General features: G+C 56.2%; 11 protein-coding genes and 1 pseudogene. 8 read left to right on the top strand and 4 right to left on the bottom strand.

Annotated features, from left to right (window positions below):
- Window positions 1-6: 6 nt before the first annotated feature.
- Both ATI45_RS12060 and ATI45_RS12055 read right to left on the bottom strand, forming a co-directional pair.
- Complete coding sequence (locus ATI45_RS12060) at window positions 7-1,095, bottom strand: CaiB/BaiF CoA transferase family protein (protein WP_179888044.1); 1,089 nt, start codon at window positions 1,093-1,095, stop codon at window positions 7-9.
- 60 nt (window positions 1,096-1,155) lie between these two features.
- Window positions 1,156-2,043 (bottom strand): universal stress protein, encoded by an 888-nt coding sequence (locus ATI45_RS12055; protein WP_098419698.1) that lies wholly within the window; start codon window positions 2,041-2,043, stop codon window positions 1,156-1,158.
- A 155-nt stretch (window positions 2,044-2,198) separates the two neighbouring features.
- On the opposite strand from ATI45_RS12055, the gene gmk reads away from it, so the two are divergent.
- From gmk to ATI45_RS12035, 4 genes are all read left to right on the top strand, one after another.
- Window positions 2,199-2,843 carry a guanylate kinase gene (gene gmk / locus ATI45_RS12050; RefSeq protein ID WP_098419697.1) on the top strand — a complete coding sequence of 215 codons (645 nt, stop codon included), beginning with the start codon at window positions 2,199-2,201 and terminating at the stop codon, window positions 2,841-2,843.
- 83 nt (window positions 2,844-2,926) lie between these two features.
- Complete coding sequence (rpoZ, locus tag ATI45_RS12045) at window positions 2,927-3,139, top strand: DNA-directed RNA polymerase subunit omega (RefSeq protein WP_026223933.1); 213 nt, start codon at window positions 2,927-2,929, stop codon at window positions 3,137-3,139.
- Window positions 3,140-3,297: 158 nt separating this feature from the next.
- A complete protein-coding gene (locus ATI45_RS12040; protein ID WP_098419696.1) occupies window positions 3,298-5,421 on the top strand; it encodes a RelA/SpoT family protein in 2,124 nt (707 codons plus the stop codon).
- A gap of 116 nt (window positions 5,422-5,537) precedes the next feature.
- Window positions 5,538-5,924: a RidA family protein gene (locus tag ATI45_RS12035; protein ID WP_098419695.1), complete on the top strand. Its 387-nt coding sequence runs from the start codon at window positions 5,538-5,540 to the stop codon at window positions 5,922-5,924.
- Here the strand turns inward: ATI45_RS12035 and ATI45_RS12030 are convergent.
- Window positions 5,921-6,799, bottom strand: a complete 879-nt coding sequence (locus ATI45_RS12030; protein ID WP_098419694.1) for an NAD-dependent epimerase/dehydratase family protein — start codon at window positions 6,797-6,799, stop codon at window positions 5,921-5,923. The genes ATI45_RS12035 and ATI45_RS12030 overlap by 4 nt on opposite strands.
- A 74-nt stretch (window positions 6,800-6,873) precedes the next feature.
- Between ATI45_RS12030 and ATI45_RS12025 the strand changes: the two genes are divergently transcribed.
- From ATI45_RS12025 to ATI45_RS12015, 3 genes are all read left to right on the top strand, one after another.
- On the top strand, window positions 6,874-7,830 hold the full coding sequence (locus ATI45_RS12025; RefSeq protein WP_098419693.1) for a hydrogen peroxide-inducible genes activator: 957 nt from the start codon (window positions 6,874-6,876) through the stop codon (window positions 7,828-7,830).
- Between the two features lie 7 nt (window positions 7,831-7,837).
- On the top strand, window positions 7,838-9,913 hold the full coding sequence (gene recG, locus ATI45_RS12020) for an ATP-dependent DNA helicase RecG (RefSeq protein WP_098419692.1): 2,076 nt from the start codon (window positions 7,838-7,840) through the stop codon (window positions 9,911-9,913).
- Between the two features lie 90 nt (window positions 9,914-10,003).
- Entirely contained in the window at window positions 10,004-11,371 is a 1,368-nt protein-coding gene (locus ATI45_RS12015; protein ID WP_098419691.1) for an HDOD domain-containing protein, read from the top strand.
- Here the strand turns inward: ATI45_RS12015 and ATI45_RS12010 are convergent.
- Window positions 11,368-11,838 carry a DUF2489 domain-containing protein gene (locus tag ATI45_RS12010; protein ID WP_098419690.1) on the bottom strand — a complete coding sequence of 157 codons (471 nt, stop codon included), beginning with the start codon at window positions 11,836-11,838 and terminating at the stop codon, window positions 11,368-11,370. The genes ATI45_RS12015 and ATI45_RS12010 overlap by 4 nt on opposite strands.
- 522 nt (window positions 11,839-12,360) lie before the next feature.
- Here ATI45_RS12010 and ATI45_RS12005 point away from each other — a divergent pair.
- Window positions 12,361-12,927: pseudogene (locus tag ATI45_RS12005) on the top strand (transposase); the annotation flags it as partial.
- Between the last annotated feature and the right edge of the window lie 16 nt (window positions 12,928-12,943).

Raw genomic sequence — 12,943 nt, 5'->3', positions numbered from 1 at the left:
TTGCCACTATTGTGAGTCGAATTTTTCTTCTGTGCTCGATACGAATCGAATCGGGCTCCCGATCTGTTTCTGCATAACGCCATCTCCGCGGTCAACATCGCGCACCAGCCCGCGAGCCTTTATCTGTGGGTGATTTGCGGCCTCTGTAATGCTGAGTACCGGCTCTACGCAGGCGTCCTGGGGCTGAAAAAGTGTTTGCCAGTGGGCCAGGGTGTGTTTGAAAATCCTGGCTTTGAGCGCCACTTTAAGCAGTTGCTGATCTTCGGATTTCGGGCTTTGTGCCAACGCGGCCAGGTGGGGCAGTTCCAGTGTGTCGAACAGACGTTTTGAAAACTGGGGTTCCAGGCTGCCAATCGACAGCCAGCGGTTGTCACTGGTCTGGTAGTAGTCATAAAAGCTGCCACCGTTAAGCAGTGTCTGCTCCGGCTTCTGATCAACGCCGCCGGCAATGGCTGCGGCGCCGGTCATGGCGTTCAGCGCAAACGCTGCATCGGTCATACTTATGTCAATAAAAACACCCTGTCCAGTTTGCTGGCGATGAATGACGGCCGCCAGTATGCCCATCACGGCGTGGTGGGAACCCCCCGCAATATCGGCAATTTGAACGCCCAGCGGTGGCGGCCCGCCGGCTTTGCGACCGCAATGACTGGCCACTCCTGACAGCGAAAGATAATTGATGTCGTGGCCAGCGCGATTTCTGTATGGCCCGGTTTGGCCGTAGCCGGTAATGGCGCAGTAAATAAGACCGGGGTTGATTGCGCGCAAGGTTTCATAATCGAGCCCGAGACGGTTCATCACACCGGGCCGGAACTGCTCCACCACAATGTCGTAATCGCCAACCAGTGTTTTTACCAAGGCCACCGCAGACGGATCTTTCAGGTTTAGCTTTAACGACTTTTTACCGCGGTTTAACAGGGAATACCCGGTGGCCAGATCGCCGTCGAAGGGCGGCATGGTGCGAACCAAATCAACGCGATCCGGGGCTTGAACCGTGAGTACCTCTGCGCCAAGATCCGCGAGCATCATGGTGGCGAAGGGCCCCGGCAGCAGTGTACTGAAATCCAGAACTTTCAGAGAATTGAGTGGCTTTGTCATGGTGTTTCCTTTCGGTGCAGATTTTTGTTGTGCCATGGCCTCAGCAGGAAATTCGCCAGTTCAACTTTTTGCCTCAACGGGTTTCAGTGCCAGCAGGTCGGTTTTCAGGGCGGTCAGCACTTTTTCTGCGGTGTTGCCAATAACTCGTGCCCGCAGGCCGGTTTTACCGGTGGTGCCAATTACCACCATGTCGGCTTTTATCTCACTGGCTACGCGCGGTATCACTTCCTGCGCCAGCCCGGCCACCAGGTGCACCTGCTCTGGTTTCAAGTGCCAGGTATTGCACAGGTGCTCCACCTTCGGGAGCAGTGCCTTGTATTGTTCCTGGTGCAGCCTTGCCGGGTGAATCATGTCCAGTTCGGCCAGCAGGGTGGGCGTATGCAAGGCGTGCACCAGATGCAGTTCGGCGCCCAGGGCTTTGGCCAGATGATACCCGCGTTCAATCAGGCGGTGGTTCAGGGCCTGTTTCACCGGGTTGGCGGAGCTTAAGTCCACGGCGACCAGAATTGGCCGAGCCTGGTGCCATTTTGCGGCTGCCACCAGCATCACCGCCGCCGGGCATTCGCGAATCAGGTGCCAGTCGGTGGGTGTATAAAGAAATGTTTCGGAGCGATTGCCGGTTTTCAGTACGGCATCCACCTGTTGTTCGCTACACCGCGCAATCAGCCACTGATGTATGTGCTTTTCCCAGACCGTGAGCGTGCTGGTTTTAAGGTCTTTGCAGTTGGCCATGGCCAGCATGCGTTCAAGCCAGGTCTGGCGCATTTGCAGCAATGAGTCCCTGGCGCGTTCACGAACCTCAGTTTTGTCGGGCAAAGCCTCCAGAAACTCGTGCACAAACGCCACAATTTCCAGGCTGGCACCGGTGGCGCGGGCCAGTTCTATGCCGCGGCCCAAGGCATGCTGATGTCTGTCGTGTGGGTCCATAACAATCAGGAGTTTTTTCATGGCAGAGTCTCCACATGGTGACGGCAAGGTGAATCGATTGCGCCAATAGTAACAGTAGGGGTGCGCTGGGGTGCGGTGCCAGGTCAAACGCCGTATAATTTTTGCTTTAACGGTTCTGCTTACGGGCCACCATTCAAGATTGGGGAGTTATTTGCATGAGTCATGCCGGAGAGCAGGGCACCCTGTTTATTATTTCTGCCCCCTCCGGGGCCGGTAAAACCAGCCTTGTGGCACAAATGCTGAAGCACGATGCAAAGCTTGGGGTGTCTGTCTCACACGCTACCCGCGCAATACGCAGCGGTGAACAGGATGGCGTAAACTACCATTTTGTCAGCCGCAGCGAATTCGAGCTTATGATTGGCCGCGGCGATTTCCTGGAACACGCCGACGTGTTCGGCAACTATTACGGCACATCACAGGTATGGGTGCGCCAGACTCTGGCGGCGGGCCGCGATGTAGTGCTGGAAATTGACTGGCAGGGAGCCCAGCAGGTTCGACGTTTGCAGCCAGGCTGTGTGAGTGTGTTTATCGTGCCTCCGTCTGCTGAAACACTGCGGGGGCGCCTGGTTGGTCGTGGCACCGACAGCGCGGAAGTGGTTGAACGGCGCTTGGCGGAGGCGGAAGATGAGTGTAGCCACGCCGTCGAGTTTGATTACCTTGTTGTTAATGATGACTTCGACCATGCCTTGGCGGATTTGCTGGCCATCGTGCGCGGCCAGCGTTTGCGTATGAATGTACAGCAGCAGCGTCACGCTGCGCTTTTGGCCGGGCTTTGCAACCATCGCGGGCGGCAAGAGTAAGGACTTTTACGGTATACAAATTGACCGTCTGGCAGTACACTGGCTGGTCTGCAAAATCAGTCATTTTATTTGTCGGGGAAATCATGGCACGAGTTACCGTTGAAGATTGTCTTGAACACGTTGATAACCGCTTTCAGCTGGTGATGCTGGCTACCAAGCGCGCGCGCCAGATTGCCACCAAAGGTGCGGAGCCCATGGTGCCACCAGAAAATGACAAGCCGACTGTAATCGCGCTGCGTGAAATTGCTGCGGGTTTGGTCAGCCGTTCATTGCTGACCGAAGATTTAGACGATTAGCAATAAGGCATTGAAATCTGTCCACACGGTTTTATAGTGTCAAGATAGCAGCGTGCTTTAAGGACTAAGGAAGGACCCGAATGCATGCATTCGGGTTTTTTTGTTTCCGGGTTTCATAAACAGGTGAGGGCGCGGTGTCATCAGAAGCAGCGGTAGACATGTTAACCAGAGAGCTGAGCAGCTATCTGGACACCAATCGCATCAATCAGGTGCGCCGAGCCTACTATTTTGCGGAACAGGCCCACGAAGGCCAAATGCGCAAGAGTGGTGACCGCTACATAACCCATCCCTTGGCCGTCGCCCGCATTCTTGCTGAAATGCGGCTGGATCATCAAAGCCTGATGGCGGCCATGCTACACGATGTGATTGAAGACACCGGCATACCCAAAGATGCGCTCGCTGACCAGTTTGGTGAAGATGTCGCCGAACTGGTAGATGGCGTCAGTAAGCTGACCCAGATTGAATTTCGCACCCGCGCCGAAGCCCAGGCCGAAAATTTCCAGAAAATGACCCTGGCCATGGCCCGCGATATTCGCGTAATTCTGGTCAAGCTGGCGGACCGCCTGCACAACATGCGCACGCTGGGCCCCATGCCCTATGAAAAGCGCAAACGCATCGCCACTGAAACATTGGATATTTACGCACCTATTGCCAATCGCCTGGGTATGCACAGCATTTCGACGGAGCTGGAAGACCTCGGGTTCTCGACCATGTACCCCATGCGTTCGAAATTCATTTCCAAAGCGGTGACCAAGCTGCGCGGCAGCCATCGGGAAATCATTGATGAAATTCGTGGCCGCCTGCACGAAAAGCTGGAAGAGCGTGGTATGCCCGGCCGGATTTTAGGGCGCGAAAAACACTTGAACAGCATTTACAACAAGATGAAGTTCAAGCAGAAATCATTCCATGAAATCATGGATGTATACGCGTTCCGCATCATTACCGACAACGAAGACGATTGTTATCGAATTTTGGGTGCCGTGCACAGTTTGTATAAGCCCATGCCCGGGCGTTTCAAAGACTATATTGCCATGCCCAAGGTGAACGGCTATCAGTCGCTGCACACCACCTTGTTTGGTATGCACGTGAATATCGAAGTTCAGATTCGCACGGAAGAAATGGAGAACATTGCCAACAACGGTATTGCCGCTCATTGGCTGTACAAGAATGAGCCGTCTAACGGCACTAGCGTGAATCAGACCCGGGTAGACCGCTGGGTGAAGGGTCTGATGGAAATGCGCGAGCGCGCTGATGATTCGCTGGAGTTTATTGAAAGCGTTAAAGAAGACCTTTTTCCTGACGAAATTTACGTATTTACGCCCCGTGGTAAAATCATGGAACTGCCCGGCGGTGCCACGCCGGTGGATTTTGCCTATGCCATCCATACCGATATTGGCAACGCTACCGTGGCCTGCCGCATTAACCGCAATCTGGGCTCCCTAAGCCAGCCTTTACAAAGCGGGCAGACGGTGGAAATTATCACCGCGCCCGGCGCGAGGCCGAACCCCGCCTGGCTCAACTTTGTGGTAACCGGCAAGGCCCGTGGCAGTATTCGCCATGTGGTGAAAAGCGACAAACATGCGGAGTCTCTGGAGCTGGGTCAGACGCTGCTTAAGCGTTCCCTGAAAGGTTTTAGCACGCGTCTTGGTGATATCACTGACGCTCAGAAGCAGCGGGTTGTGGCTCACAATCAGGTCAACAGCTTTGAGGACCTGGTTAGCGAAATTGGTTTGGGCAATCGCATGGCGTTTCTGGTGGCGCGCCAGTTGGTGGTGGGCGCGCCCGAAGCTGAAGGTGATGCCCCGGCGGCAGCCGCGCTTCAGGAAAGCGGGCGCCAGGGCCCGGTGACGATTTGTGGCTCAGATGGCCTGCTGCTGAAATTTGCCAGTTGCTGCAAGCCCATTCCTGGTGACCCGATTGTGGGCATCATGGACTCGGGTAACGGCATGGTGATTCACTCAGACACCTGCTCCCATCTGCCAGACAACGAGCAGGGCAGGGCCATGCTGACCGATCTGAAATGGGCCAAGGACATTACCGACCAGTTTTCAGTGGAGTTGCGGGTGGAAATGGAGCGTCAGCGTGGCATTATTGCGGAAATGGCCAGCGCCGTCGCTATGGCCGACGGCAATATCGAACGCATTAACGTGGAAGATCAAAACGCCCGTTTTGGCGTTGTCAGCCTGGTGGTACACGTAACCGGCCGCCACCATTTGGCGCGAGTAATGCGACGGGTACGCAATATTCGGGCGGTTACCCACATCAGCCGGGTTCGCTACTAAAGGCACATAAGTCTCTGCTATCGTAGTTCTCTGCTATCGTAGGTCTGTCAGATTTAACACTCGGCGTTATGGCGGGTGAGGATTTTTATTTATTAACAACAGGGATATAAATAACCATGACCAACAAATCGATTATTGAAACCGAAAATGCACCGCAAGCAATCGGGCCTTATTCCCAGGCCGTAAAGGCCGGTGATACCGTATATATTTCTGGCCAGATTCCGCTGGTGCCAGAAACAATGGAACTGGTGCAGGGCGATTTCGCCGCAAACACCCGTCAGGTATTTGATAACCTAAAGGCCGTTTGCGTGGCATCCGGTGGTTCATTGCAAGATATTGTCAAGCTGAACATTTATATGATCGATTTGGCCAATTTCGCGGCTGTGAACGAAATTATGGCCACTTACTTCCAAAAGCCTTACCCGGCGCGCGCAGCGATGGCCGTTGCTGCGCTGCCAAAAGACGTACCCATCGAAATGGAAGCGGTGATGGTGCTGACCTAAGCGCCTTTGCGCTGATCAATCAGTTCACGGTATCCGGCGCGGAAGTCCGGGTACCGGAACTGAAAACCGGTTTTCAACAGATGCCGGTTACTGCATAGTTTGCTCCCCGCCCGGCCACCATCGCGGGCGTCGTCGGCTGGCGCTTTGCAATCAGTATGCTGGCGAATCCATTGCACCACTTGATCCAGCCTTGCCGGCTCGCAGTCGCTGGCCAGGTAGCAGGACTGCAGAGTTTCACCGGCTGCCGCCATGGTGCTTAAGTGCACGATAGCCCGAACGGCATCTTGCTCGTGAATTCGGTTGCTGTAATGTGAGTTGGCCGGCGGATTCAGACGCCCATCAATCACTGCTTGCAAAAAACCCTGGCGCGACGGGCCATAAATGCCGCTGAACCGGACCACTGTGGCGGAAATACTGCTAGTCAATGCGGTCTGCTCTCCCAGCAACACCTGCTGCCCGCTGAACCCGCTCGGTTGCGTAGGGCTCCTCTCATCCACCCAGCCGTTATCGTCTTGCCCGTAAACCCCGGTGCTACTGACAAAGAACAACCGGCTTGGCGTCTGTCCCTTTAATTCAACCAGCAGGTTTTCCAGGGCTGTCACATAAGCCGCGTGGTAGCCCTGTTCGGTATAATCCGACGGCGTCAGGCAATAAATAACCTGGTCCAGCCGCGGTGGAAGTGTGTTTTTCAGGGTCGCGGGCTGGGTCAAATCCGCGGCTACCGGCGTGATACCTTGGGGCAGTTGATCTGTTCTGCGGCGCAGGCCAAACACTTCGGCCCCGGATTGCAGTAGCCGGGTGGCAATGGCGCCCCCCAGGTTGCCGCACCCGGCCAGCAAAATTCGTTGGTTTTTCAGGCTTTCAGCGATTGCCATAGACAATTTCAATCCTTATGCTTTGAACCATAGATAAATCAGACACTGAACGCTGTTCAGCACCGGAGCCTGCCATGACTCTTACCGAGTTACGATACGTTGTTACGCTTGCCCGTGAAAGGCATTTTGGCCGTGCTGCGGAGCGCTGTCACGTCAGTCAGCCCACCCTCAGCGTGGCGGTACGAAAGCTTGAAGTAGAGTTGGGTATCCCATTGTTTGAGCGCAGTAAAAGTAACATTCGGGTCACCGAAAGCGGACTGCGCATTGTCGAGCAGGCGCAGCGGGTGCTGGATCAGGTGGGTGTGATTAAGGACATGGCGCAGGATGGCAAAAACCAGCTTAGTTCTCCGCTAAAGGTCGGAGCCATTTACACCATAGGTCCCTACCTGTTCCCGCATTTACTGCCGGAGCTGCGGCGCGCGGCGCCAGATATGTCGTTGTATATAGAAGAAAACTACACCGCGAGTTTGCGCCAGAAACTGCGCCATTCAGAATTGGACGCGATCATTGTGGCGTTGCCGTTTGCAGAAGCCGAAGTGGTTACCCTGCCGCTTTATGACGAACCCTTTGTGGTGCTACTGCCGGCAGATCATCCGCTGACCGCCTGCGATGAAATTACCGCGGAGCAGCTGGCGCAAGAACAGCTGCTGTTGTTGGGGCCGGGGCACTGCTTCCGTGACCAGGTACTTGAATCGTTTCCGCCTTTGGTTGCGACCGTTACCCGACGCAGCGAAGGCAATGGCCCCACGCTGGTGACCGAAGGCAGCTCGCTGGAAACCATTCGCCACATGGTAGCCTCGGGCTTGGGCGTGACCGTTGTGCCGCTGTCAGCGGCCACCGGCATGCACTATCACGAAGGCGTGCTGGCGGTACGGCCATTTGCTGCGCCAGTGCCATTTCGGACCGTAGCTCTGGCTTGGAGGGTAACTTTCCCGCGGCCCAAAGCCATTGACGTGCTGTCGCTGGCGGCGAGCCAGTGCCGGGTTGTGGCAAAAGCCAGTGCAGCCAAGCCAGCAGCGGCTAAGGGCTAGGCCGGCTATGATGGCACTGGACGATATACCGGTCACTCAGCTTAAGGGCGTGGGCAACGCGCTCGCAGAAAGGCTGGGCAAGCTGGGTATCGCCTCGCTTCAGGATTTACTGTTTCACTTGCCTCACCGCTATGAAGATCGCACCCGCATTACAGCCATGGGCAGCCTGCGCATTGGCGACGTGGCGGTGGTGGAAGGTGAGGTCATGAAAACCGACATTGTGATGGGCAGGCGCCGCAGCTTGCAGGTCACCCTCAAAGACCACAGCGGCTTTGTCAGCCTGCGCTTTTTCCATTTTAACGCGGCCCAGAAAAACCAGCTTGCCGAAGGCACCCAGGTGCGTTGTTTTGGCGAAGTGCGGGCGGGCCGTTCGGGCTACGAGCTGTATCACCCCGAATACCAGACCAATCCGACGCCCATGGCGGATGAAGGCAGCGCCACATTAACCCCGGTATACCCACTTACCGAGGGTATTCAGCAGCCCCGGGTGCGGGCTTTGTGCCAGCAGGCGGTGGCGTATTTGAAGCGTTACCCCATTTACGACTGGCTGCCGCCCTGGGTGCTGGCGGATTATCAGTTACCGGCCATCACCGCCGCGGTAGAGCTGGTGCATTCACCACCCGCTAGCGCTTCGGTGGCGCAATTGCTGGAAGGGCGCCATCCGGCCCAGCAGCGGTTGGTGATGGAAGAGCTGCTGGCGCATCAGCTAAGCTTATTGCAGGTGCGCGAACAAATTCAGACGCGCCAGGCGCTACCGTTGCTGCCCCGGGGCGATTTAAGCGAGCGCTTTCTGGATTCTTTACCGTTTCGCCTAACCGGCGCTCAACGCCAGGTGTTGCAGGAAATCCGCCAGGACCTTACCCAACCCCTGCCTATGCTGCGTTTGGTGCAAGGCGATGTGGGCTCAGGCAAAACCGTGGTCGCAGCGCTGGCGGCCTTGCAGGCCATTGCGGCGGGTACTCAAGTGGCCTTGATGGCGCCCACTGAGATTCTGGCGGAGCAGCACTACCAGAATTTTTGCACCTGGCTTGCGCCGCTGGGTATCCAGCTCACCTGGCTGTCGGGCAAAGTGAAAGGCAAGGCGCGCCAGCAAGCCCTGGAAGCTGTAGCAAGCGGTGCCGCCGGTATCGCTATTGGCACCCATGCGCTGTTCCAGAACGATGTGGCATTCGACCGTCTGGCGCTGGTGATTATTGACGAGCAGCACCGCTTTGGCGTGCATCAACGCCTGGCATTGCGGGAAAAAGGCGCTGGTGGCGCGCTGGCGCCCCACCAGCTGATTATGACTGCCACGCCCATTCCGCGTACACTGGCCATGAGCGCCTATGCCGACCTGGACACCTCGGTCATTGACGAGCTGCCACCGGGGCGCAAACCCATCGAAACCATTGTTGTGCCTGACGGTCGCCGTGACGATGTGGTAGAGCGGGTACGCAATGCCTGTCAGGCCGGGCGGCAGGCGTATTGGGTGTGCACACTGATTGAAGAATCCGAGGTGTTACAGTGTCAGGCGGCAGAAGTAAGTGCGACTGAGCTCGCCGAACGCCTGCCAAACCTGCGCATCGGATTGGTTCACGGGCGATTGAAAAGTCAGGAAAAAGCCGAGGTAATGGCGCAATTCAAAAGTGGTGCACTAGACCTTCTGGTGGCTACCACCGTAATAGAGGTGGGGGTGGATGTGCCCAACGCGTCGCTGATCATTATTGAAAATCCTGAACGCCTCGGTCTGGCCCAGCTGCACCAGTTGCGGGGCCGTGTGGGGCGTGGCGAACAGGCCAGTTACTGCGTGCTGATGTACCACCCACCGCTATCGCTGAACAGTAAAGCGCGGCTGCAGGCTTTGCGCGATAGCCAGGACGGTTTTGTAATTGCGGAAAAAGACCTTGAACTTCGTGGCCCTGGCGAGGTTTTAGGTACTCGTCAGACCGGCATGATGCAGTTCAGGCTGGCGGATTTCGAGCGTGATCAGCACTGGATCGAAATCGTTCGTGAAATAGCTCCGCGACTTATGGGCAATAAAGCCGCGGTGCAGGGCCTGGTGCGGCGCTGGTTGGGTGAAAAAACCCGCTACGGCGAAGTTTAAACCTCATCTGCATTTGACGAATGGCAACGTTGTTGTCCTCAGGTGGGCTACTGTAATAACTGAAGAACGATCAACACGAGGTTATGTCCAATGGAAGTTCCGGCTACGGTTCGCCAGGCTCTTGGCGAGTGCGCAACCAGCATTGCATTGCGGGATGTCGATAAAGCTGACCCGGATCAACTGCTGCGAATGGTGCTGCTTAGCGACGGCTGCCACAAGCTTCAGGTCATTTACCGCAGCTGTGACTTGCTGGATCTTGAAACGCTGAACACGCAGCTGGGCTACAGTTACGCACTGTTGCCGCCGGCCGAACAGCAAAGGCTGTGCGGCCGGCTGGGATTGGCTGAGCTGCCTGCACTGCCGGCGCTGACGGGCTGGCACACGGTTATCGATTCGGCGGTAGATGCGTGCTCTGCAGTGGCTCTGGTACTGCAAGATCCTCACGTGGCCATGGTTATGCCCGCTAATGATTTTATAAATCTGTGCGGGGAGGCCGATCGCCTGGGCTGCGCAGTTGCTGTCGCGCCCCTGGCCGAGGCTGTAGCAGACCACGGAAATGATCGTGATCAGGTTCATTTTGCCATCAAGCGCTTTACCAGTTTGCGGATACGTCAACGCCTGGAAGACACGCTGGAGCTGCCGCCGCTTCCGGAAACGGCCCGCCGTATTATACGCCTGCGCACAGATCCCAATTCTGTATTGGCTGATCTGGTAGACATTGTGGAGAGCGACCCCAGCCTTGCAGCGCAAGTCATCAGCTGGGCATCGTCGTCGTTTTATGCGGCTCCCGGCCGGGTAAACTCGGTGCACGATGCCATATCCCGTGTGTTGGGATTTGATATGGTGATGAACCTGGCAATGGGGCTATCGCTAGGCCGGGTGCTGCGCCCGCCGGCACACGGCATTCGCGGCTATCTGGATTACTGGCAGCAGGCCGCTTGGCTGGCTCACGGTGCAGGGCTGCTGGCCAGCCTGATAACCGGCGCTCAGCGCCCTGTTTTCGGTTTGGCTTATCTGGCTGGCTTGCTGCACAATTTCGGCACTCTGGTGCTGGCTCATGTGTTCCCGCCCCATTTCAGCCTGCTCTGCCGCGCGCAAGAGGTGAATCCGGGCCTGGATTCGTCCATCGTCGAGCGCCACTTGCTGGGTATTACCGGCGGGCAGATTACAGCGCAACTGATGGAAAACTGGAGCATGCCGGAAGAGGTCACCAGCGCCATTCGTCAGCATAAAAACCCTGATGCTGCGGGTGAGCATCAAATCTATAGCCAGGTGCTTTGGCTGGCACGGCAGCTGCTTACTGAACGCGGAGTAGAGCTGGGAGTGGGTCAGCCTATCACCCCAAGAATATACCGACAGCTAGGGCTGGATGCGAAGCGGGTAAATGAACGTTTCGATCGGCTGGTCGCCAATCGCGATAACGTGCTGGAAATGGCCAGCATGTTGACGCCCTGCTAGCGCGCACCCTCGCTGAACACATGCACCCGAATGGCCGTGGCTGCGCGGCGAATTTCGTCAGCGTGGCCCTGTTCAATGGCATAGCGTTCTTTGTCCATCTTGTTGACAAACTTTGGCTCCGTTGCCAGACGGGCCTGATGGGTAGGCATATGTTGTAACTTGTCGTGTACCTGCTGAAAAACGGCAAACGGCGATTTTTGCAGCAGTGTTGGCTCCACATGATCCAGCAGGCCTTTGATGCGCAAGCAGGCCTCAGAATACTCCACCTGATCCGCCTCTACCGCCTGTGCCAGAATACGGATACTTTCAATCATCGATTCCCGCCGCTTGCGCGCAAACTCGCTCGCCTTTTCACTGCGTCGCTGATCAGCGCTTAATGCATCGCGTTGGCGATATATAAAAAGTGCCAGAAGGACAATAGCGCCCAAGCCAAATGCAATTAGCAGCCATTCTTGCCAGCTTTCCATGAAATGCTCCGTGTTGACGATATGTTTGCGGGCTTTGGAGGTGCTTCAAGCTTTGACAGATATACGGGTGGTGGGCCTTGCTTCTCTTGAACTCAGTCCGTAACCATCTGTTATTAAAAGCTATTGTATTTCGCTTTCTTGAAAGTACCCCCATAAGTACCTCCAACTTTGCGATGCTACCACGGGTACTCAACAGACTATACGGGAACATTAACAGGTGGCTCAAAAACATTTCTTATTTCGTGTGTAAAAAAGTAAACCTAAGGGAGGCGGTCGACCAAAAGCCAGACCTTGAGGTTTTACACTCCCCCCCCCCGCCAGTGCGGTGACGGCGATCCCCTAGCCGGTACATGTGAGCTTGCCGCATTTGCCGCAGGTTGCCGGGCCTCAGAAACACATAAGGCGTAAATATCCTCACCGTTTTTGCAGGTTTCCCGAGGCCATCAAATTGATGGTCTCGGGCGTTCAACGCTGGCGGGCTTTATGGTCGCTGTATGCGGGCTCGAAGCTCTGGGCGCAGCGGTGATGGATCAGACGCAGCGGCGGGTATTCCAGGGCGAGACCGTGCCGGCGGATAAGAAGGTCTTCAGCCTGTTCGAGCCGCATACCGACATCATCATCAAAGGCGCCAGAGACGTCGCGTTCGGTCACAAGCTGAATCTCACCACTGGCCGCAGTGGGCTCGTGCTTGATGTGGTGATCGAGTCAGGCAACCCGGCTGATACCGCCCGTTTCCTGCCGATGATGGCGCGGCAGACAACGATCTACGGACGTCCACCGCGCCAGGTCGCCACGGATGGCGGCTATGCCAGCCAGGAGAACCTGGCGGCGGCCAAGGCGCTGGGCACCAAAGACGTGGCCTTCCACAAGAAGAAGGGACTCAAGGTCAGTGAGATGGTCAAGAGCTCCTGGGTGTATCGCAAGCTCAGGAACTTCCGTGCCGGCATCGAGGGCAACATCTCCTGTCTGAAGCGGGCTTATGGTCTGTCCCGTTGCACCTGGAAAGGACTTGAGCACTTCAGATCGTACGTCTGGTCTGCGGTGGTATCAAGAAACCTGCTGTTGCTGGCACGACTGCTTCAGACTTGAACTGAACACAGCTGAA

The organism is Marinobacter sp. LV10MA510-1 (assembly GCF_002563885.1).
Lineage (GTDB): Bacteria > Pseudomonadota > Gammaproteobacteria > Pseudomonadales > Oleiphilaceae > Marinobacter.
The sequence above is the reverse complement of the archived record's forward strand: the minus strand, read 5'-3'. Positions and strand labels throughout refer to the sequence as shown.

What these genes read in the sequence shown, in the direction of transcription:
- ATI45_RS12035 (WP_098419695.1), top strand. Translation starts at nt 5,538, where the DNA reads ATGACCAACAAATCGATTATTGAAACCGAAAATGCACCGCAAGCAATC.
- ATI45_RS12055 (WP_098419698.1), bottom strand. Translation starts at nt 2,043, where the DNA reads ATGAAAAAACTCCTGATTGTTATGGACCCACACGACAGACATCAGCAT.
- ATI45_RS12060 (WP_179888044.1), bottom strand. Translation starts at nt 1,095, where the DNA reads ATGACAAAGCCACTCAATTCTCTGAAAGTTCTGGATTTCAGTACACTG.
- recG (WP_098419692.1), top strand. Translation starts at nt 7,838, where the DNA reads ATGATGGCACTGGACGATATACCGGTCACTCAGCTTAAGGGCGTGGGC.
- rpoZ (WP_026223933.1), top strand. Translation starts at nt 2,927, where the DNA reads ATGGCACGAGTTACCGTTGAAGATTGTCTTGAACACGTTGATAACCGC.
- ATI45_RS12040 (WP_098419696.1), top strand. Translation starts at nt 3,298, where the DNA reads ATGTTAACCAGAGAGCTGAGCAGCTATCTGGACACCAATCGCATCAAT.
- gmk (WP_098419697.1), top strand. Translation starts at nt 2,199, where the DNA reads ATGAGTCATGCCGGAGAGCAGGGCACCCTGTTTATTATTTCTGCCCCC.
- ATI45_RS12025 (WP_098419693.1), top strand. Translation starts at nt 6,874, where the DNA reads ATGACTCTTACCGAGTTACGATACGTTGTTACGCTTGCCCGTGAAAGG.
- ATI45_RS12015 (WP_098419691.1), top strand. Translation starts at nt 10,004, where the DNA reads ATGGAAGTTCCGGCTACGGTTCGCCAGGCTCTTGGCGAGTGCGCAACC.
- ATI45_RS12030 (WP_098419694.1), bottom strand. Translation starts at nt 6,799, where the DNA reads ATGGCAATCGCTGAAAGCCTGAAAAACCAACGAATTTTGCTGGCCGGG.
- ATI45_RS12010 (WP_098419690.1), bottom strand. Translation starts at nt 11,838, where the DNA reads ATGGAAAGCTGGCAAGAATGGCTGCTAATTGCATTTGGCTTGGGCGCT.